The organism is Anaeromyxobacter oryzisoli, assembly GCF_022690765.1.
GTDB classification, from domain to species: domain Bacteria; phylum Myxococcota; class Myxococcia; order Myxococcales; family Anaeromyxobacteraceae; genus Anaeromyxobacter; species Anaeromyxobacter oryzisoli.
In genome coordinates this window covers 62,374-82,410 of record NZ_JALCZA010000004.1, presented here as the reverse complement: position 1 = coordinate 82,410, position 20,037 = coordinate 62,374, and the positions used below count along the sequence as shown (strand labels likewise).

Sequence of the window (20,037 nt, the reverse complement as noted above, 5' to 3'; positions counted from 1 at the left end):
CATCATAGCCGCTCGGTCGGTCCTCCGCTCCCAAACGAAGGATCGCCAGGGCGCCGCCAGCCAGGTGAACGTGAACCGCTCCTTCCGGCTCGGGACGACCTCCTTCATCCACCGCGCGGGCTGGCTCGAGAACGCCACCCGGCTCGCGCCGCGGATGGACGACGTGGAGATCCTCTGCTTCGACGGCGATCCCGCGGCGCTCCCGTCGACCGAGGAGGTGGCGGCCCTGGCGGAGCTGCGCGCCCGGACCGGGCTCACGTACTCGCTCCACGCGCCCCTCGAGGCGAGCCTCGCCAGCGAGGACGAGGGGCGGAGGCGCGACGGGGTCGCGCGGGTGCTGGGCGCGGTGGAGCGGACCCGGCCGCTCGCGCCGGACGCCATCGTCGTCCACGTCTACCTCGGAGACCGGGAGGGCGAGCCGCTCCGGCGGGACGTCGCCTCCTTTCGCCGCCGCGCCGCGCGCTCCCTCTCGGCGCTCGTCTCGGCGGGGGTCGCGCCGGGAGCGCTCTGCGTCGAGTCCCTCGACTACGACTTCGAGCTGATCTCGCCGGTCGTGGAGGAGCTGGGGCTCTCGGCCGCGCTCGACGTCGGCCACCTGCTGCGCGATGGCCGCCCGTTGGGACCGCTCCTCGCGCGGCACCTCCACCGCGCGCGCGTCGTCCACCTCCACGGCGTGGCGCCGGGCGGGCGCGATCACCGGTCCCTGCGCCACGTCCCGCGGGCGACGGCGCGGTGGCTGCTCGACACGCTGCGCGCCGTGGACTACCAAGGCGTCCTCACGATCGAGGTCTTCGGCGAGGCTGAGCTGGCGGAGTCGCTGGCGGTCCTCGAGGAGCTCGAGCCGGAGGGTGGATGGCGAAGCCGAAGGTGATCCTGGTCGGGGGAGGGGCGCGGTCCGGCAAGAGCGCGCACGCGCTCGCGCTGGCGCGCGCGCTCGGCGTCCGGCGGACGTTCGTCGCGACCGCGCGGCGCTACGACGACGACCTCTCCGCCCGCATCGACCGGCACGTCCGGGATCGCGGCCCGGACTTCGTCACCGTGGAGGAGCCGGTGGAGCTGCCGGCCCGGCTCGCCGGCCTCGGCTCGACCGACGTCGCCCTCGTCGACTGCCTCACGCTCTGGGTCTCCAATCTGTTGATGGACGGCGCGGACGACGCGGCGGTCGAGGCGCGCTTCGAGGCGCTCTGCGGGGTCCTGGCCGCTCCGCCGTGTCACGTGGTGCTCGTCACGAACGAGGTGGGCATGGGCATCCACCCGGAGACGCCGCTCGGGCGCCGGTTCCGGGACCTGGTGGGGCGCGGGCACCAGCGGGTGGCCGCGGTGGCCGACGAGGTGCACTTCGCCGTGATGGGCCTCGTCTTGCGCCTGTCGCCCGGGCCGGTCACGGCGCTCGCCCCGGCGGTGGCCCGATGAGCGTCGCCCGGCCCGCCGCGGTGGCGGTGCAGTTCCTCACCCGGTTCCCGACGGGCGTCGCGGCGGTGACGGGGGAGGACCTCGGGCGCTCCATCCCGTTCTTCCCGCTCGCCGGCGCGCTGCTCGGCGCCGCGCTGGCGGGGGCGGCCGCGGCGATCTCCGGCCGGATCGCGCCGGCGCTCGGGGCGGCGCTCCTCCTCGCCCTGCACGCGTTCCTCACCGGCGGCCTCCACCTCGACGGGCTCGCGGATCTCTTCGACGGGCTCTCGGGCGGGGCCGGCGACCGCGCCCGCACCCTCGCGATCATGCGGGACAGCCGGATCGGCGCGCACGGCGCCGCGGCGCTCGTGGTGGCGCTGCTCCTCAAGGCCGCCGCGCTCGTGACGCTCCTCGAGCGCCGGGAGCTGTTCGCGCTCCTGGCGTTCCCGGCGGTGGCCCGCTTCTCCGTGGTGCCGCTCGTGGTGTGGCTCCCCTACGCCCGGCCGGAGGGGATGGGGAAGCCGTTCCACGGCGGAGGGCGCGGCTGGCACGTGCCGTTCGCGGCGGTCCTCGCCGCCGCGGCCGCCGCGGGGATGAGGGCGCACGCGATCGTGCCGGTGCTGGCCGCGCTCCTCGCGGCCGGCGCCGCCGCGCGCGCCATGCACCGCCGCCTCGGCGGCCTCACCGGCGACGTCTACGGTGCGTGCATCGAGCTCGCCGAGGTGGGATTCCTCGTCGCGGCGGCGGCCGGCTGATCGATATTCATGCCGGCGATCCGGCAGAGGAGCTCCCAGTCGAGGTGCGCGAGGACGTGGTCCGCCAGCCGGTCGTACTCCTCCTCGCGCGTGGCGATGCGCGGGCCGGTCGCGGCCGGGAGCCCGCGCCGCTCGCGCAGGCGCCGGAGCAGGCCGCCCCGGACCGCGTCGTCCTCGAAGAGCCCGTGCAGCAGCGTGCCGACGACGGCGCCGTCCGGCGAGACCGCGCCGTCCGGCACCGCGACGGCGGCGCCGTTCCGAGCGACGAGCTCGAACGCCGGGCGGGCGCCCGGCAGGAGCTCGAGCGCGCCCATGTGGATCTCGTAGCCGTCGAGCGGCGCCGGGCCGGCGTCGCCGAGGAACGAGGGGGTGGCGACGCGCGCGCGGGTGCGGGCGGTCACCTTCTGCCGCGCGAAGCGGGTCCGCACCGGCAGCAGCCCGAGCCCCTCCACGACCGGCGCGGCGGACTCGACGCCGAGCGGATCGTGGATCGACTCGCCCAGCATCTGGCAGCCGCCGCAGATCCCGAGCACGGGCCGTCCCTGGCGGGCGCGGCGCGCCACCTCGGCGGCGAGCCCGGTCGCCCGGAGCCAGGCGAGGTCGCTCGCGGTGCACTTGGAGCCCGGGAGCACGACCAGATCCGCGCCGGCGAGCTCACGCGGGTCCTCCACCCATCGCACGGCGACCCGCGCCTCGTGCTCGAGCGGCGCGAGATCGTCGAGGTTCGAGACGCGCGGGAGCCGGATCGCGACGATCTCGACCTCGCCCTCCCGAGCGCGGCGGCCGCGGCCGCGCTCGTCGAGCGCCACCGAGTCCTCGTCGGCGAGCCGGAGCCCGCGCAGGAAGGGGAGCACCCCGAGCACGGGCACCCCGGTGCGGGCGGTGAGGACGTCGAGCCCGGGCCGAAGCAGGCCCACGTCGCCGCGGAACTTGTTCACCACGAACGCGGCGATGCGCGCCCGCTCCGGCGGGTCGAGCAGCGCGAGGGTGCCGACGAGGGCGGCGAAGACGCCGCCGCGGTCGATGTCGCCGACGAGCAGCACCGGCGCGTCCGCCGCCCGGGCCACGTCCATGTTGGCGAGGTCGCGGTCCTTCAGGTTCACCTCGGCCGGGCTGCCGGCCCCCTCGATCACGACGACATCCGCCGTCGCCCGCAGCCGCGCGAGCGCTCCCGCGACGACCGCGCGCAGCTCCGCCGTCCGGGCCTGGTACTCGGCCGAGCGCATGGAGCCGATCGACCTGCCGAGCACCACCACCTGCGCGCCGGTCGCGCCCTCGGGCTTGAGCAGGATGGGGTTCATGTCCACGGTCGGGGCCACGCCCGCCGCCTCCGCCTGCACCGCCTGGGCGCGCCCGATCTCGCCGCCGTCGGCGGACACCGCCGACTCGAGCGCCATGTTCTGCGCCTTGAACGGCGCGACGCGCAGGCCGGCGCGCCGGAACAGCCGGCAGAGCGCGGTGGTGACGAGGCTCTTGCCGACCGACGAGGCGGTCCCCTGGATCATGAGCGTGCGGGCCGTCATCGAGCTCCTCCGTGCCACACCGGCGCGCCTAGGTCGCCCTGCCGCTCACGCCGGCCGAGGCGAAGGTGGCCATCTCCCGCAGGACCCGCACCGCGGCGTCCACGAAGTGCATCGCGAGCGTGGCGCCGGTGCCCTCGCCGAGGCGGAGATCGAAGTCGAACAGCGGCTTCTTCCCGAGGGCGGCGAGCAGGTGCTGGTGCCCCGCCTCGACGGACCGGTGCGAGGCGAGCACGGCGAAGCCGGCGCGCGGGGCGATCCGGACGGCGCAGAGGGCGGCGGCGGTGGCGATGAGGCCGTCGGTGAGCACCGGCACGCGCCGGGCGGCGGCCCCGAGCACCACGCCGGCGAGCCCGGCGATCTCGTAGCCGCCGAGCGCGGCGAGCACGCCCAGCGGGTCGGCGGGATCGGGCCGGTTCACCTCCAGGGCGCGGGCGATCACCTCGATCTTCCGCCTGTGCGCCTCGTCGCCGATGCCGGTGCCGCGCCCCGTCACCTCGGCGGGCGGCCGGCCGGTGAAGGCGGCGGCGAGGGCGCTCGCCGGCGTGGTGTTGGCGATCCCCATCTCGCCGATCGCGAGGAGCGTCACGCCGCGGTCGGCGAGCTCGTTCGCGACCCCGATGCCGGCCTCCAGGGCGGTGGTCGCCTGGGCGCGGGTCATCGCCGGCCCCTTCGCGATGTTCGCCGTCCCGGGCGCCACCCGGACCGAGCGGATGGCGGGGCTGGCCGGGAGGGGCGCCTTCACCCCCATGTCCACCACCAGCACCTCGGCGCCGGCGTGGCGCGCGAGCACGTTGATGGCGGCGCCGCCCCCCGCGAAGTTGAGCACCATCTGCGCGGTCACCTCCTGCGGGAAGGCGCTCACCCCCTCCTCGGCGACGCCGTGGTCGCCGGCCATGATCACGACCGCCTTGCGCGGGAGCTCGAGCTCCGCGGTGCCGCGGACGGCGGCGAGCGCGCAGGCGAGGTCCTCGAGCCGGCCCAGGCTGCGGGGAGGCTTCGTCTTGTGATCGAGCCGGGCCTGCGCCTCGCGGGCCGCGGCGAGATCGGGGGCGGGGATGGCGGCGATCGTGCTCTGGAGGAGGCTCATGGCGTTCGGTTCCTGGCGTGTGGGTGGGTGCTGCGCGTCGCCGCCTCGCCTCGCGAGGGACCGCGAGAGGAGGCCAAGGCGCCTCGCGAGCGTCGAGATCGGCACGTGACGGAGCGGCGACACCCGGGCGTGCGTCCGGCGCGCGCCTGGGAGGGTGAGCGCGGCCGCGAGCGGCGCGCGAGCGGGATGCTGTCGAGAGCCCGCCGGGCGATCTCCGCGCCCGGAAGGCCGCAGGCCGGTGGCATGCGGAGCTCCTCCTCCGGGTAGGTCTCCTGGCTCGTGGGTTCGGGAGGTCCGTCGGACCTCCGCGCGCGTCCTCGGCCTTCCCCGGCGGGATCGCCGAGTGGCTGTTCGAGGTCGCTTCCCACTTACAGTGGCGGGACCGCGCCGGCTTCTCACCGGCTTCCCTGTTATGCCCTCGCGGGCACCCGAAGCGCTTCTGTTGTCGCTCGCTGTTAGCCCGCCGTTCGGCTGGCTGTCAAGCAAGGCGCTCTGCGACCCGACCGAGAGTCGTTGCGGCGAAGGGAAAGAGGGATCGAGCGACGACGAGTAGGAGCGGCCTTCGAGATCGGAGTGGTGAGGCAAGAATCCCCGCGAAGATGCCGTGGATAGCAACGACGGGCAGAGCGAGACGCCGAGGACCATCCACGACGCAGAATGCTGGTGTGGTGGCGTGAGCGAGCCCACGGCGTCTCATCGGGAGACCCGTTCGGTCTTGCCTTGGTTGACTGATTGGTTGACTCAGAGGGTGCGGCTATCCGCATGCTTCGCCGCACAGTGCGGCATGCTGGACGCGCATGAGCCACGTGCCGGGGGGAAAGAGGATGTCGCGCACGCCCGCCCTCCACGACTCGAGCGCCTTCCGGTAGGCCCATCCGAACTCCTTGAGCCGCTGGAGCGCCTCGATCCGCTTCCACCTGTTCCTGCACGCGACGCGAGGATTGAGCCTCCGCCGCGGCTCGCCGGGAGCGGGGCGCGCGTAGGGCTTCTGGGCGAGGACGCGGGCTGCGCCGAGGAAGGAGCGGCCTTCACCCGCGAGCACCGCCGCGGCGCGGTCCTCGGCGTCGCGCAGTTCCTTGCCCAGCCGCTCGGGGAAGGCGGCGTCCGACTCGAACCCCGGAGGCCTGTGAAGCTGCAGGCTCACCGAGGCCGGCATGCGGCCCATCTTGCGGAAGAACCCCGCGGGCTTCTTCGCGATGATGGGCTCTCCGCCGATCAGGGCCGGGTCGGACCAGAGCCCTGGCCACTCCCGGCCGCGTCGGACGAGGCCGGCGGCGACGGGGTTCGCGAGGACGTAGACCATCTTCTCGATCACCGTGTCGTCGGTCTCGAGCCGGACGGCGCTGTAGGTGTCTCGCTCCCAGAAGCCGTCCCACCGGCCAAGGGAGCAGTTCATCGCCCGGGCGACCAGGCCGTCGAGGTAGCGGTGGAACTCGGGGAGCCGGGCGTGCGGGTCGGTCACGACGAGGTGGAAGTGGGTCGAGAGCACGCAGAACGCGTGCACCTGGATCTCGTACCGGTTCGCAGCGAGTGCGAGGACGTACCGGAAGATGTCGTCGGTATTCCTCGATGGCCGGAGGAAGAAGCGGCGTTCCGAGCAGCGACGCGTGACGAGATAGGTGGTGCCCTCGAGGAGTTGCCTGGGCGCGGTCATGCCCGAGGCGCAAGGCAACGGGTGTGCCAGGGATGCGGGGCCGGAACTGCGGGACAAGGCCAGCGTCGACCGTCCGCGCGGCGGACGGGTGGTCCGCGGAAACTTCTCTCGGTCGGGTCGGGATCAGTCGAGCCGGTCGCGGAGCCGGTAGCCGACGCCGGGCTCGGTGACGAGGAGCCGGGGTCGCGCGGCGTCGGCCTCGATCTTCTTCCGGAGCTCGGCGACCTGGACGCGCACGTAGTGCGCCTCGGTCGCGTTCGGGCCCCACACCTCGCGGAGGATCTGGCGGTGCGTGAGCACCTTCCCGGCGTGGCGGGCGAGGAGCGCGAGGACGCGGTACTCCGTGGGCGTGAGGCGCACCTCGGCGCCGTTCACCGTGACCTCCCGGCGCGCGAGGTCGATCCGGAGCGGGCCGGCCTCGAAGACCGGGGGCTGCTCCGGCGAGGCCTGCGCGTGGCGGAGCGCGACGCGGAGCCGCGCGAGGAGCTCGTTCACGCCGAACGGCTTCGTCAGGTAGTCGTCCGCGCCCGCGTCGAGCGCGTTCACCTTGTCCTCCTCCCGGCCGCGCGCGGACAGGACGATGATCGGCGCGCGGGACCACTCGCGCAGGCGGCGCGTGAGATCGATGCCGTCGCCGTCCGGCAGCCCGAGATCGAGGAGGTAGACGTCCGGGTTGTGGCTCGGCGCGAGGTGCTCCGCGTCGGCGACCGTGCCCGCCTCGACCACCCGGTACCCATGGCCCGCGAGCGCGGCGCGGAGGAAGCGCCGCACCGGCAGCTCGTCCTCGACGACGAGCACGAGGGGGCCGGCGCCGGTCACGTGCCGACCTCGCGCGCGGAGGGAGGCTCCGCGGCGGGCTCCTTCGACGCCTGGGGAGGCGTCGCGATCGGGAGCGTGAGCCTGAACACCGCTCCGCCCTCGGGGCGGTTCGCCGCGGTGAGCCGACCGCCGTGCGCCTGCGCGATGGCGCGCGCGATCGAGAGCCCCAGCCCGACGCCGCCGACGCCCGTCCGGGCTGCGCGGTGGAACCGCTCGAACACCCGCTCCTCCTCGCCGGGCGGGATGCCCGGCCCGCGATCCGCGACGTCCACCACGAGCGTCCCGCCCTCCCGGGCTGCGCGGACCGAGATCTCCGAGCCGGGCGGCGTGTACTTGGTCGCGTTCTCGAGGAGGTTCACCAGGAGCTGCTGGATCAGGATCGGGTCGATCGAGAGGAGGGGGAGGTCGTCCGGGATGGCGATGGCGACGGGGCGGCCGACCAGCGCGCGGTCGAGCCGGTTCATCGCGGCGCCCACGACCTCCACCAGCGGCACCCACTCGCGCTTCGGCTCGACCACCCCCGACTCCAGCCGCGTCATGTCGAGGAGGTTCGAGACCAGGCGCTCGAGCCGCTCCGCCTCCTCCACCACGGTGGTGGCCAGCTCCCGGCGCAGCGCAGGCTCCGCGACGCCCTCGTCGAGGAGCAGCGTCCCCGCGCCGGTGATCGCGGCGAGCGGCGTCCGGAGATCGTGCGAGACCGAGGAGAGGAGCGCGCTGCGGAGCTCCTCCGCCTTGGCCCGCAGCGCGGCGCGGCGCGCCTCCTCGGCGAGGCGGACGCGGTCGAGCGCGACGGCGGCGTGCCGGCCCAGGGACTCGAGCACGTCGCGCTGCTCGCCGGTGAGCCGGCGCTCCCCGGGAGGCCGCAGGGCGAGGACCGCGAGCACGTCGCCGAAGGTGCGGAGCGGCAGGCAGAAGATCGGCTCCGCGGGGAGCGTGTCGGTGCCGCGCCCGGCCGGGCGCCCGTGCTCGAGCACCCACTGCGCGACGGCCTGCTCGCCCGCCCCGAGCGACAGGCCGGGAGGGGCCGCGGCGATCGGCTCCAGCGTCTCCCGGTCCTTCGGGAGCAGCAAGGCGACCTCGCAGTCGAACGCCTCCGCCACCGCGCGGACGCAGGCGGCCCCGACCCCGGGGGCGTCCACGGCCGCCGCCAGCTCGCGGCTGAGGGCGTACACCGCGCTCGTCCTCCGCTCCCGGGCGACGGCGGCGCGCTGCTGCTCGCGCAGCCTGAGCGTGAGCGTCCCGATGACGACGCCGATCCCGAGCATCATCGCGAAGGTGAGGAGGTAGCGCGCGTCCGAGACGCCGAGCGTGTACGCCGGCGGGACGAAGAAGAAGTCGTAGCAGACGACCGCGAGGGCCGCCGCGAGCACGGACGCGCGCCGGTCCCCGGTCGTCAGCGCGGCGACCATGACGCCGAGCAGGAACAGCATCTCGACGTCCGGGACGTGGAAGAGCGCGCGCGCGGCCTGCGCGAGCCCGGTCGTGGCCGCGATGATCGCCGTCGCCCGGGCGTACGCGCGCGCGGGCGCCCGCTCCCCCGGGCGCGCGGGCGCGGCGCGCGGGGGAGGCTCCTCGGCCGAGCCCGAGAGGACGTGCACCTCGATGTCGCCGCTGCCGCGGATGATCTCGTCCACGAGCGACCCGCGGACGAGGTCGCGCCAGCGCGGGTGGCGCGGCTTGCCCAGCACGATGCGGGTGACGTTCTTGCGTCGCGCGAACTCCAGCACCGCGTCGGCGACGCGCAGGCCGGAGAGCCGCACCACGTCGGCCCCGAGCGACTCCGCGAGCCGGAGGTGCGCCTCGAGGCGGTCGCGGTCGTCCTCGGCGAGGGGGGGCTGGCTCGTGACCTCGACGGCGACGGCGAACCACGGGGCCCGGAGCCCCGCCGCCATCCGTCGGCCCGCCCGCACGATGCGGGCCGAGTCGGGCGCGGGCCCGACGCAGACGAGGACCCGCTCGGCGGTGGCCCAGGCGCGGTCCACGCCGTGCGCCTCCCGGAAGGCGAGCACGTCCTCGTCCACCCGCTCGGCCATCCTGCGGAGCGCGAGCTCGCGGAGGGCGAGCAGGTTCCCGCGCTTGAAGAAGTGCTCGCGGGCGAGCGCGGCCTGCTCCGGGAGGTACACCTTCCCCTCGCGCAGCCGCTGGAGCAGCTCCTCCGGCGCCACGTCCACGAGCTCGATCTCGTCGGCGCGCTCGAGCACCGAGTCCGGGATCGTCTCGCGGACCTGCACGTGCGTGATCTGGGCGACCACGTCGTTGAGGCTCTCGACGTGCTGCACGTTGAGGGTGGTGTAGACCTCGATGCCCGCCGACAGGAGCTCGACGACGTCCTGCCAGCGCTTCGCGTGGCGCGAGCCGGGAGCGTTGCCGTGGGCGAGCTCGTCGAGGAGCAGGATCTTCGGGCGCCGCGCGAGCGCCGCGTCCAGGTCGAACTCCTCGAGCACGCGGCCGCGGTAGGGGAGGGCGCGCCGCGGCAGCACCTCGAGCCCCAGCGCCAGGCCGGCGGTGTCGTAGCGACCGTGCGTCTCGACCGCCCCGATCACGACGTCCACGCCCTCGGCGACGAGGTCGCGCGCCACCTGCAGCATGCGGTAGGTCTTCCCGACGCCCGGCGCGAAGCCGAAGAACACCTTGAACCGCGCGCGCTGCGCCTTCGCCTCCTCGGCGGTCACCCTCGCGAGGAACGCTTCGGGGCTCGGGCGGTCGGTCGGAGGCGTCACGGGTGGGGACCTCGGGCTGCGTGCGATTCCCCGCGGATCAACGCCGCGCCGCGCCGAGCCGTCAAGCGCGACGTCGAGCGCGAGGGGGCCCGCGACCTGCGGCGCGGCGGTCGCTCGAGGGCACCGTACGGCGTCTTGATACCGCCTTGATACCGGGGGCGCAGGTCTTGATCCCGTCCTGACGGGGGGACGGGCAAGCTGCCGCCATGCAGGCAGGCACCCCGCGCCCCCGCCCTTCACCGCAGGAGCGCTCCGAACCCTCCCCCGCGTGGCCGCCCCGGCAACCCCTGGCCCGGCTCCGCACGCTCCTCCTCGGCGCGCCGCGCGACGTCCAGGACCCGCGGACGCACCACAGCATCTCGCTCGTCGCGCTCCTGGCCTGGGTCGGGCTCGGCGCCGACGGCCTGTCCTCGTCCGCTTACGGCCCCGACGAGGCGTTCCGCGCGCTCGGGACGCACGGCTACCTCGCGGTGGCCCTCGCGCTCGCGACGGCGGTGACCGTCCTCGTCATCTCGATCGCCTACTCGCAGATCATCAACCGGTTCCCGTTCGGCGGCGGCGGGTACGTCGTGGCCACGGAGCTGCTCGGGCCGCGGGTGGGCGTGGTGTCGGGGGCGTCGCTCCTCGTCGACTACGTCCTCACCATCTCCGTGTCGGTCGCCTCGAGCGGCGACGCCATCTTCAGCTTCCTGCCGGCGGGGCTCGAGGCCTGGAAGCTGCCGGCCGAGGGCGTCGCGATCGGGCTCCTCGTCCTCCTGAACCTGCGGGGCGTGAAGGAGTCGGTGACGATCCTCGCCCCGATCTTCGGCCTGTTCCTGCTCACCCACCTCGTGCTGATCGTCGGCGGGATCGGCGTGCACCTGCCGGACGTGCCGCGGGTCGCGGCGGACGTCGGACACGGCTTTCGTTCAGGGCTCGCGGAGCTCGGCGCGCTCGGGCTCTTCTCGGTGTTCGTCCGGGCGTACTCGATGGGCGCCGGGACCTACACCGGCATCGAGGCGGTCTCGAACGGCATCCAGATCATGCGGGAGCCGAAGGTCCACACCGCGAAGAAGACCATGACGTACATGGCGGTCTCGCTCGCCTTCACCGCGGCCGGGATCCTCGTCTGCTACCTCCTCTTCCGCGCCGCGCCCGAGGAGGGGAAGACGATGAACGCCGTGCTGCTCGAGCGGTTCGCGGGCGGCTGGCGGCTCGGGGGCGTCCCCATCGGCCGCGGCTTCGTCGTCGTGACGCTGCTCGCGGAGGCGGCGCTGCTCGTGGTCGCGGCGCAGGCGGGGTTCATCGACGGGCCGCGGGTGATGGCCAACATGGCGCACGACTCCTGGCTGCCGCACCGCTTCGGCCAGCTCTCCGAGCGGCTCACGATCCAGGACGGGGTGCTCCTCATGGGCGGCGCGTCCCTCGCGACCCTGCTCTGGACGCGGGGCGACATCCTCCACCTCGTCACGATGTACTCGATCAACGTCTTCGTCACCTTCTCGCTGTCGCAGCTCGCCATGCTCCGGTACTGGCAGCGGACCCGGGCGCCGGGGCGCGGACGCGGGCTCGCGATCCACGGCGTCGCGTTCGCGCTCTGCCTCGCGATCCTCGTGGGCACCGTCTACGAGAAGGGGGAGCAGGGCGGCTGGATCACCATCGCCGTCACGAGCCTCGTCATAGGGCTGTGCTTCGCCATCCGGCGCCACTACCGGAACGTCCAGGCGAACCTGAAGCGCCTCGACGACATCCTCGAGGCGCTGCCGCCCCATCCGCCGGGGCCGCACCCCGTCGTCGACCCGAAGGCCCCGACCGCGGTCCTGCTGGTCGGCGGCTACGGCGGCCTCGGGATCCACGCGCTGCTCAACGTCCAGCGCACCTTCCCCGGCCACTTCAAGAACTTCGTCTTCGTCTCGGTGGGCGTCATCGACGCGGCGTCGATGAAGGGGGTCGAGGAGGTGGATCGCGTCCGGCTCCGCACGCAGCAGGGGCTCGAGCAGTACGTCGCGCTCGCGCACCGGCTGAAGCTCGCGGCGGACTACCGGATGGAGATCGGGACCGAGGCCGTCAGCGTCGCCGAGAAGCTGTGCTTCGAGGTGGCCCAGGAGTTCCCGCGGACGGTGGTGTTCGCGGGGAAGCTCGTCTTCCAGCAGGAGCGCTGGTACCAGCGCCTGCTCCACAACGAGACCGCGTACCAGCTCCAGCGCAGGCTCCAGCTCGGCGGCCTCAACGCGATGGTGCTGCCCGTGCGGGTCCTCGCCGCCGCCTCGTGACGGGCGGCGCGGTGCCGTCGCCTCGAGCTCCCGCCGTCACCGGGGCCGAGGCCGTCGGCGCGAGGCCGTCGGTGCGCGGAGCCCGCGGCCGCGGGACCTCCTCGCCCTACGCGCCCTGCGGGAGCAGCCCGTGGAGGAGGTCGGCGCGATCGACCACGCCGACGAGGTGCCCCTCCGCGTCGGTGACGGCGAGGACCTTGGCCTCCCCGCGGAGCATGATCCCGATCGCCTCGGAGAGCAGCGCGTCCTCGTGGACCGTCGGGACGGCGCGGGTCATCACGTCCGCGGCGGTGTGCCCGCGCGTGTGCGCCGCGACGGACTCCTCGCCCTTCCCGCGGCCGAACGGCATCCGGTGCATGAGCGACCGGATCGCTCCCGGGCGGAGGGCCGGCGTCACGCGCTCGAGCAGCTCGGCGTCCGTGACGAGCCCGATCGGCCTCCGGTCCGCGTCGACCACCAGGGCGCGGTTGAGCCGGGTGGAGATCACCGCCTGGAAGACCTCGAACAGCGAGGACTCCGGCTGGAGGATCGGGAGGTCCCGGCGCATCACCCGCGAGAGCGGCTGGTTCCCGCTCAGCCCCGGCTCGGGCGCCGACGGCTCCTTCGGCTCGTAGCCGCCGCCGGCGGTCCGGAGGAGATCCACCCGGCTCACGATCCCGACCAGCGCTCCGCGAGCGTCCACGACCGGGAGCCGCTTCAGGCGACGGCGCACCATCAGCTCGGCGGCCGCGGTGAGGGGAGCGGACTCCTCGACGGTGATCGGGGGCGAGGTCATCACGTCCGCGGCCCGCTGGTGCTGGCTCGAGAGGCGCTCGAGGAGCGCGTGCAGCTCGGGCTCGTCCAGGCTCGCGAGCAGATCGACCCGGACGCCGAGGCCGCCGCGCTGGACGAGGTCGCCGTTCGTGACGATGCCGACGGGCCGGCCGTCCTCGACCACCGGCACGGCCCGATAGGTCTTCGCGAGCATGAGCTCCACGACCTCGCGCACCGGCGTCGAGGGGCTCGCCGAGACCACCGCGCGGCTCATCACGTCCCGGACCGCGGCCGAGGGGGCGAGATCCCGGACCGGGCGCGGCTCGAACAGGAGCACGTCCGTGTCGTCCACCGTGATCAGGCCGTGGCGGACGAGCTCGCGGAGGCGCGGCACGAGCCGCTCCACCTGCTCGGGGCGGTCGATCCACTCGACGATCACGGGGAGCCGCCACGGGACGTCGGCGAGCGTGCTGACGTGGAGGCGGCCGGTGGCCCCGAAGCCCTCGACGGCCTTGAGGACCGTCGCGCCCGCCGCGTTCTCGGCCCGGAGGAGCTCCACGATCGCGAGGTGGAGCGGCTTGCCGTGAGCGCGGTCGTCCTCGTTCACGTAGATCCGGACGCGCTTCGCCTTCCCCAGGAGCTCCATGGCGGTCCTCCTCGCGGTCCTCCTCGCGATCCATAGGCCCCCTCGCCCGGGGGCGCCTCGCGGATCGCATCCCTGGCAGGTACCGCGTGCGCGGTCGGGGCCGGTCCTCGCCGGCGAGCGCGCACGCGCCGCGGCCAGGGGGCGTAGCCCGTCCCCGCGGGGCCTCCCGCGGACGCCACCCGCGTGGTCGCGAACGCCGCGTCGGCGCGTGGCTACGATGACCTCCAGGGTGCGCGAGGCCTTCCGCAGGATCGCCGGCCGCCGCCCGGTGACCGCGTCACCGGGAGCCACGGTCGAGCTGCGCCGCGCGGACGACGCCTCGCTGCGCGTCCGGCTGGGCGGGGGCTGGCGGCTCGCGGAACGCCTGCCGCGCGTGGACGAGGTCGAGCGCGAGCTGGACCGCACGCGCGCCCCGCGCGTCACGATCGAGGATGCCGGCCTCGGCGCGTGGGACAGCGCCCTCGTGGTGTTCGTCGGCGGCGTCCTCGACCGGTGTCGCGCCCGCGGCGTCCCGGTGGACGCGCGCGGCCTCCCCCCCGAGGTCGGACGGCTCCTCGCCGTCGCGCAGGAGGCCCCCGTCGCCGTGGAGCGGGCGGCGCCGAGGCCGGGCGTCCTCGAGCGGACGGGCGTGGCGGTCCTGGAGCGGTACGCGCGCCTGCGAGCGGCGGTCGCGTTCATCGGCGAGACCGCGCTCGCGCTCGGGCGGTTCGGAGGGCGCCGCGCCCGCTTCCGGTCCCAGGACCTGTGGCTCCTCGTGCAGCAGTCCGGCGCCGGGGCGCTCCCGATCGTCGCGCTCGTGAACTTCCTCGTCGGGATCATCCTCGCCTTCGTAGGGATCACGCAGCTCCGGTTCTTCGGCGCCGAGGCCTTCGTCGCCGACATCGTCGGGATCGCCATCGTCCGCGACATGGGCGCCCTCATCACCGGGATCACGCTGTCCGGGCGGAGCGGCGGCGCGTTCGCGGCCCAGATCGCCTCGATGAAGATCACCCAGGAGATCGACGCGCTCCGGACGTTCGGCTTCCCGCCCGTGGAGTTCCTGGTGGTCCCCCGCATCCTCGCCCTCACGGCGATGACGCCGTTCCTGACGCTCTTCGCCGACGCGACCGGCGTCCTCGGGGGGGCGGTCGTCGCCACGACGATGCTGCAGCAACCGTTGAGCGGGTACATGCGGCGGACGGCGCTCGCCGTCACCGCGGGGGACCTCGTCGGCGGGCTCGTCAAGGGGGCGACCTACGGGCTCCTCATCGCGCTCACGGCCACGCTCCGGGGCATGCAGGCCGAGGGCAGCGCCGCCCGCGTCGGCGACGCGGCGACGCAGGCGGTGGTGACGGCCATCGTCGCGATCATCGCCGCGTGCGGCGTCTACCAGTACGTGTTCTTCCTGCTCGGGTGGTGAACGTGGGGGACGACGTCATCAGCGTGCGCGGGCTCACGATGGGGTTCGGCGACCGCGTGATCATCCGGGATCTCGACTTCGCGGTCCGTCGCGGCGAGGTGTTCGTCGTGATGGGCCCGAGCGGCTGCGGGAAGACGACCCTGCTCCGCCACCTCCTGGGCCTGCAGGAGCCGATCTCCGGCGAGGTCCGTTACGGCGACGAGCGCTTCACGGGCGCGTCCCCGCAGGAGCGCGAGCGCATCCTCCGCCGCGTCGGCGTGCTGTTCCAGGGGAGCGCCCTCTGGACGTCGATGACGCTCGCCGAGAACGTCGCGCTGCCGCTCGAGCAGTTCACCCCGCTCCCGGCGTCGAGCGTCCGGGCCGTGGTGCGGCTCAAGCTCTCGCTCGTCGGCCTGGGCGGCTTCGAGGACTACTTCCCGTGGGAGCTGTCGGGGGGGATGCAGAAGCGCGCCGGGCTCGCCCGCGCCATCTCCCTCGACCCGGAGCTCCTCTTCATCGACGAGCCCTCGGCGAGCCTCGATCCGCCGACCGCCCGGCGGCTCGACGCGCTGATCCTGCAGCTCCGCGACGCGCTCGGCACGACCGCGGTCGTCGTCACCCACGACGTGGCGACGATCGTCGGGATCGGGACGCGCGCGCTGTTCCTCGACGCGGAGAGCCAGCGCGCCACCGCGGAGGGAGCGCCGTCGGAGCTGCGCGCGCGCGGTCCGGCGCAGGTCCGCGCGTTCTTCGAGGGGAGCGTCCCCGGTCCGTGAAGGAGGGCCCATGCCTCGGCGGTTCGATCCGAAGACGGTCGGGGCGTTCGTGATCGCGGCCGCCGCGCTCGGCGTCACGGCGGCGGTCTACCTCGGCGCGACCCGCTTCCTCCAGCACCGCGTCCCGTTCGTGGTGCTCTTCTCCGAGGACCTCGCGGGGCTGGACGTGGACGCCCCCGTGAAGTTCCGCGGCGTCCCCGTCGGGCGGGTGACGAGCATCCACCTCTCGATGGGGCCGGCGACGGAGCCCCTCCGCGAGCTGCGCATGCCGGTCGTGATCGAGCTCAACCAGACGCAGATCCGGGAGATGGGCGGCGAGGTGGACCTCTCGGATCGGCGGGCGGTGCGGACGCTGATCGACCACGGCCTCCGCGCGCACATCGCCCTCGAGAGCTTCCTCTCGAACCGCCGCTACGTGGCCCTCGACATCATCCCGTCGGCGCCGCCGGCGCGGCCGTCGCCCATCCCCATTCCATATCCGGAGATCCCGGTGTACTCGGAGCCCGGCTGGACGGCGGTCCAGACGGACGTCGCGAAGCTCCTCACGAAGCTCCAGGCGCTGGATCTCGAGGGGCTCGTCGCCGACCTGCGCCGCGCGGCGAGCTCGCTCGAGCGGACCGCCAACGGCGTCGGGGCCGCCGCCGCCGGGCTGCCGAGGACGCTCCGCGAGGCGGAGGCGGCCATCGCGTCGGTGGGGAGCGCGGCGCGCGGGATCCAGGCCGGCGTGGCCCCGCTCGCCGCGGACACGCGCGCGGCCGTCGTCCAGCTCCGCTCGACCCTCGCGCGGGCGGAGGCCGCCATCCGGCACGTGGACGAGCTCGTCGATCCCGGCTCGCCGCTGGCGTGGCAGCTCACGAGGACGCTCGGCGAGCTCCAGAGCACCAGCCGCACCGTGCGCCACCTCGCGGAGGAGCTGGATCGCGACCCGAGCGCGCTCCTCCGCGGCCGCGCGGGGGAAGGGCGATGAGGCCGGCGCCCGCCCTCGCGGTGCCGCTCGCGCTCGCCGCCGGTTGCCTCACGCTCGGGCCGCGGCCCGAGCGGACCCGCTACTACATCCTCGAGGCCGAGCCGACCTCGTCGAACCCCGCCCGGCCGCCGATCCCGTCGCTCGGGGTCGGCCCGGTGGAGCTCCCGGCGTACCTCGACCGGCGCGAGATCGTGCGGCGCGCCGGGCCGGGGCGGCTCGAGGTGGCGGGCGGCGACCGCTGGGCTGCGCCGCTCGACGACCTCTTCGCGAGCGTGCTCGAGGAGGACCTGCGCGCGGCGGTGCCCGCGCGCCAGGTGTCGGCGTGGCCCTGGGCCGTGGAGGACGCGCCGGAGTGGTCGGTGTCGGTCGAGGTGCTGCGGTTCGACGGCGAGTCGGACGGGACCGCGGTCCTCGAGGCGCGGTGGAGCGTGCGGAGGAGGGGCGCGCTCGCTCACCAGGGGGTCACGAACGCGCGCGTGCGCGGATCGACCCCGGCCGTCGGCGCCACGGTCGCCGCGCTCGGCAGGACGATCGGGGCGCTGGCGCAGGACATCGCGGCGGCGGTGCACGGGGGCCTGGAGGGAGCGCGCCCCGCCGCGCCCGGTCCCTGACGGCTCGCACACACGGACCGTGGAGAAGGCCGGCGCCCGGCGCCTCCACGAGGCGGCGACGCGGCCGAGGATCGGCGAGGAGCGCTCGGGGCCCCCGGCCGCGCGCGCGGTGGGCGCCGGTCCCGCCCGGCCCCTGGCGCGCCCCGACGTACCACCCCGCCTTGGCCATCCGAACGGAGCATCCCGCGCGCCCGGCGAGGGAGGAGGATCGCGCCGACAGGAGGGTCGTGCGATGGCGAGCCCTGCGCGCTTCATCCGGTGGTTCGGTGAAATCACCCTCGACGACGTGTCCACGGTCGGAGGGAAGACGGCGTCCCTCGGCGAGCTGTACCGGGAGCTCACGCCGCAGGGGCTGCGGATCCCGAACGGCTTCGCGGTGACCGCGGACGCCTACCGCGCGCTGATCGACGCGGGCGGCGTGCTCCCGAAGATGCGGGAGGTGGTCGCCGGCCTCGACCGGAGCGACCTCGAGGACTTCGCGCGCAGGGGGCACCTGCTGCGCGAGCTCGTGTACCAGGCCCGCTTCCCCGACGCGCTCGCGCGGGAGATCGTCGAGGCCTACGAGGGGCTCTGCCGCGAGTACGGCGAGAACGCCGACGTCGCGGTGCGCAGCAGCGCCACCGCGGAGGATCTGCCGGGCGTCTCCTTCGCGGGCGCGCACGAGACGTACCTGAACATCCGCGGGACCGCGCAGCTCCTGGACGCGTGCCACCGCTGCTTCGCGTCGCTGTTCACGGATCGCGCCATCTCCTACCGGATGGACCGCGGGTTCGATCAGCTCGACGTCGCCCTCTCCATCGCCGTGATGAAGATGGTCCGCTCGGACCTGGCCGCGAGCGGGGTGATGTTCACGCTCGACACCGAGACCGGCTTTCGCGACGTCGTCCTCGTGAACGCGGTCTACGGGCTCGGGGAGAACGTGGTGCAGGGGGCGGTGAACCCGGACGAGTTCTACGTGTTCAAGCCGACCCTGGGCGAGGGGCGCCGGCCGATCATCCGCCGCAAGCTCGGCGAGAAGAAGATCAAGCTCATCTACGGCAGCGGCACGAGCAAGGTGATCACCCGGAACGTCGAGGTGCCCAAGGCCGATCGGCGGAGGTTCTGCATCGACGACGACGACCTCCTCGAGCTCGCGCGCGCGGGCGTCGCGATCGAGCGCCACTACTCGCGCCGGGCCGGCCGGGACCAGCCGATGGACATCGAGTGGGCGAAGGACGGCCTCTCCGGGCGGATCTTCATCGTGCAGGCGCGGCCGGAGACGGTCGAGTCGCAGCGCGGCGTCGAGGCCCTCGAGGTGTACCACCTCGACCGCGGCGCGACCGCCCCGGTGCTCCTGGCGCGCGGCACGAGCGTCGGCGAGAAGATCGGGAGCGGCACCGCCCATGTGATCACCGACGTCCACCGGCTCGCCGGGTTCCGCCCGGGCGAGATCCTCGTCGCCGACACCACGACGCCGGACTGGGAGCCCGTGATGAAGCGGGCGAGCGCGATCGTCACGAACCGCGGCGGGCGGACCTGCCACGCCGCGATCGTCAGCCGGGAGCTCGGGATCCCGTCGATCGTCGGGACCGGGAACGCGACGGAGGTGGTCGCCACCGGGCGGGCGATCACCGTCTGCTGCGCCGAGGGAGAGGTCGGCCGGGTCTACGACGGCGCGGTGCCCTTCCACGTGGAGCGCGTGCCGGTCGGGACCCTGGGCCGCCCGCGGACGAAGGTGATGATGAACCTGGGCAACCCCGAGGAGGCCTTCGCGCTCCGGCGGATCCCGAACGACGGGGTAGGGCTCGCGCGGATGGAGTTCATCGTCAACAACGACATCAAGATCCACCCGATGGCGCTCGTCCACCCGGAGCGCCTGGACGAGGAGGACCGGAAGAGGATCGAGGAGCTGACCTTCGGCTTCCCGGACGGCCAGTCGTTCTTCGTGCGCAAGCTCGCCGAGGGGATCGGCACGATCGCGGCCGCCTTCTACCCGAGGCCCGTGGTGGTGCGGCTCTCGGACTTCAAGACGAACGAGTACGCGCGGCTCGTCGGCGGGAAGCCCTTCGAGCCGGCCGAGGAGAACCCGATGATCGGGTTCCGCGGCGCCTCCCGGTACTACGACGAGCGCTACCGCGAGGGGTTCGCGCTGGAGTGCCGGGCGCTGAAGCGGGTCCGGGAGGAGATGGGGCTCACCAACGTGATCCCGATGATCCCGTTCTGCCGCACGGTCACCGAAGGCGAGCGGGTGCTCGCCGAGATGGAGAAGAACGGCCTGCGCCGGGGCGAGGACGGGCTGCACGTCTACGTGATGGCGGAGATCCCGAACAACGCCGTCCTCATCGACGAGTTCAGCCGGATCTTCGACGGCTTCTCCATCGGCTCCAACGACCTCACCCAGCTCACGCTGGGCGTGGACCGCGACTCGGCGCTCGTCGCCCACGTGTTCGACGAGCGCGACCCGGGCGTGAAGTGGATGGTCCAGCGGGTGATCGAGGGCGCCCGCAGGAACGGGCGCCACAGCGGGATCTGCGGCCAGGCGCCGAGCGACTACCCCGAGTTCGCGGAGTTCGTGGTGCGGGCGGGGATCGACTCCATCTCCCTCAACCCGGACTCGGTCCTGAAGACCACGCTGCGGCGGGGGGGGGGGGGGGGGGGGGGGGCCCCGGGGGGGGGGGCGGGGGGGGGCCCCCCCCCCCCGGCGCGGGGGGGCGGCCGCGCGCGG

Annotated in this window: 15 protein-coding genes and 1 riboswitch; of the genes, 9 read left to right on the top strand and 6 right to left on the bottom strand. The window is 74.4% G+C overall.

All coding sequences use genetic code 11. From position 1 onward, the window contains the following. Positions 1–70: 70 nt before the first annotated feature. The 3 genes from cbiR to cobS are packed head-to-tail and all read left to right on the top strand — an operon-like array spanning position 71 to position 2,147. Entirely contained in the window at positions 71–871 is an 801-nt protein-coding gene (gene cbiR / locus MNZ27_RS02320; protein WP_242392410.1) for a cobamide remodeling phosphodiesterase CbiR, read from the top strand. Further along, positions 853–1,413, top strand: a complete 561-nt coding sequence (gene cobU / locus MNZ27_RS02315) for a bifunctional adenosylcobinamide kinase/adenosylcobinamide-phosphate guanylyltransferase (protein WP_242392409.1) — start codon at positions 853–855, stop codon at positions 1,411–1,413. The genes cbiR and cobU overlap by 19 nt, the downstream gene beginning before the upstream one ends. After that, positions 1,410–2,147, top strand: coding sequence for an adenosylcobinamide-GDP ribazoletransferase (cobS, locus tag MNZ27_RS02310; RefSeq protein WP_242392408.1), 738 nt, complete (start codon positions 1,410–1,412; stop codon positions 2,145–2,147). The genes cobU and cobS overlap by 4 nt, the downstream gene beginning before the upstream one ends. Here the strand turns inward: cobS and MNZ27_RS02305 are convergent. From MNZ27_RS02305 to MNZ27_RS02285, 5 genes are all read right to left on the bottom strand, one after another. Continuing rightward, a complete protein-coding gene (locus tag MNZ27_RS02305; RefSeq protein WP_242392407.1) occupies positions 2,087–3,670 on the bottom strand; it encodes a cobyric acid synthase in 1,584 nt (527 codons plus the stop codon). The genes cobS and MNZ27_RS02305 overlap by 61 nt on opposite strands. 28 nt (positions 3,671–3,698) lie before the next feature. Beyond that, a complete protein-coding gene (gene cobT / locus MNZ27_RS02300) occupies positions 3,699–4,757 on the bottom strand; it encodes a nicotinate-nucleotide--dimethylbenzimidazole phosphoribosyltransferase (protein ID WP_242392406.1) in 1,059 nt (352 codons plus the stop codon). A 245-nt stretch (positions 4,758–5,002) separates the two neighbouring features. Next, a riboswitch (cobalamin riboswitch) is annotated at positions 5,003–5,204 on the bottom strand. A gap of 307 nt (positions 5,205–5,511) precedes the next feature. Next, positions 5,512–6,411, bottom strand: a complete 900-nt coding sequence (locus tag MNZ27_RS02295; RefSeq protein WP_242392405.1) for a transposase — start codon at positions 6,409–6,411, stop codon at positions 5,512–5,514. Positions 6,412–6,534: 123 nt separating this feature from the next. After that, positions 6,535–7,230, bottom strand: a complete 696-nt coding sequence (locus MNZ27_RS02290) for a response regulator (protein WP_242392404.1) — start codon at positions 7,228–7,230, stop codon at positions 6,535–6,537. Then, positions 7,227–9,950 (bottom strand): sensor histidine kinase, encoded by a 2,724-nt coding sequence (locus tag MNZ27_RS02285; protein ID WP_242392403.1) that lies wholly within the window; start codon positions 9,948–9,950, stop codon positions 7,227–7,229. Before MNZ27_RS02285 ends, MNZ27_RS02290 begins: the two co-directional genes overlap by 4 nt. Positions 9,951–10,156: 206 nt before the next feature. Here MNZ27_RS02285 and MNZ27_RS02280 point away from each other — a divergent pair, with 206 nt between their 5' ends. Beyond that, entirely contained in the window at positions 10,157–12,202 is a 2,046-nt protein-coding gene (locus MNZ27_RS02280) for an APC family permease (protein WP_242392402.1), read from the top strand. Between the two features lie 106 nt (positions 12,203–12,308). On the opposite strand, the gene MNZ27_RS02275 is transcribed toward MNZ27_RS02280, so the two are convergent. Continuing rightward, positions 12,309–13,601 (bottom strand): DUF190 domain-containing protein, encoded by a 1,293-nt coding sequence (locus MNZ27_RS02275; protein ID WP_242392401.1) that lies wholly within the window; start codon positions 13,599–13,601, stop codon positions 12,309–12,311. Positions 13,602–13,830: 229 nt separating this feature from the next. On the opposite strand from MNZ27_RS02275, the gene MNZ27_RS02270 reads away from it, so the two are divergent. The 5 genes from MNZ27_RS02270 to ppsA all read left to right on the top strand — a co-directional run. Then, complete coding sequence (locus tag MNZ27_RS02270) at positions 13,831–15,000, top strand: MlaE family ABC transporter permease (protein ID WP_242392400.1); 1,170 nt, start codon at positions 13,831–13,833, stop codon at positions 14,998–15,000. A 2-nt stretch (positions 15,001–15,002) separates the two neighbouring features. Continuing rightward, positions 15,003–15,755 carry an ABC transporter ATP-binding protein gene (locus MNZ27_RS02265; RefSeq protein ID WP_242392399.1) on the top strand — a complete coding sequence of 251 codons (753 nt, stop codon included), beginning with the start codon at positions 15,003–15,005 and terminating at the stop codon, positions 15,753–15,755. Between the two features lie 10 nt (positions 15,756–15,765). Next, a complete protein-coding gene (locus MNZ27_RS02260) occupies positions 15,766–16,722 on the top strand; it encodes an MlaD family protein (protein ID WP_242392398.1) in 957 nt (318 codons plus the stop codon). Next, the gene (locus MNZ27_RS02255; protein WP_242392397.1) at positions 16,719–17,333 is read left to right on the top strand and encodes a PqiC family protein; all 615 of its coding nucleotides are present in this window, start codon (positions 16,719–16,721) and stop codon (positions 17,331–17,333) included. The genes MNZ27_RS02260 and MNZ27_RS02255 overlap by 4 nt, the downstream gene beginning before the upstream one ends. 232 nt (positions 17,334–17,565) lie before the next feature. Continuing rightward, positions 17,566–20,037: phosphoenolpyruvate synthase (gene ppsA / locus MNZ27_RS02250; RefSeq protein WP_242392396.1), on the top strand; the 2,472-nt coding region annotated here is incomplete at its 3' end.

Excerpts from the sequence above, each read along its gene's own strand:
- cobS (WP_242392408.1), top strand. The coding sequence starts at position 1,410 with ATGAGCGTCGCCCGGCCCGCCGCGGTGGCGGTGCAGTTCCTCACCCGG.
- MNZ27_RS02305 (WP_242392407.1), bottom strand. The coding sequence starts at position 3,670 with ATGACGGCCCGCACGCTCATGATCCAGGGGACCGCCTCGTCGGTCGGC.
- MNZ27_RS02275 (WP_242392401.1), bottom strand. The coding sequence starts at position 13,601 with ATGGAGCTCCTGGGGAAGGCGAAGCGCGTCCGGATCTACGTGAACGAG.
- MNZ27_RS02260 (WP_242392398.1), top strand. The coding sequence starts at position 15,766 with ATGCCTCGGCGGTTCGATCCGAAGACGGTCGGGGCGTTCGTGATCGCG.
- cobU (WP_242392409.1), top strand. The coding sequence starts at position 853 with ATGGCGAAGCCGAAGGTGATCCTGGTCGGGGGAGGGGCGCGGTCCGGC.
- MNZ27_RS02255 (WP_242392397.1), top strand. The coding sequence starts at position 16,719 with ATGAGGCCGGCGCCCGCCCTCGCGGTGCCGCTCGCGCTCGCCGCCGGT.
- cobT (WP_242392406.1), bottom strand. The coding sequence starts at position 4,757 with ATGAGCCTCCTCCAGAGCACGATCGCCGCCATCCCCGCCCCCGATCTC.
- MNZ27_RS02295 (WP_242392405.1), bottom strand. The coding sequence starts at position 6,411 with ATGACCGCGCCCAGGCAACTCCTCGAGGGCACCACCTATCTCGTCACG.
- MNZ27_RS02280 (WP_242392402.1), top strand. The coding sequence starts at position 10,157 with ATGCAGGCAGGCACCCCGCGCCCCCGCCCTTCACCGCAGGAGCGCTCC.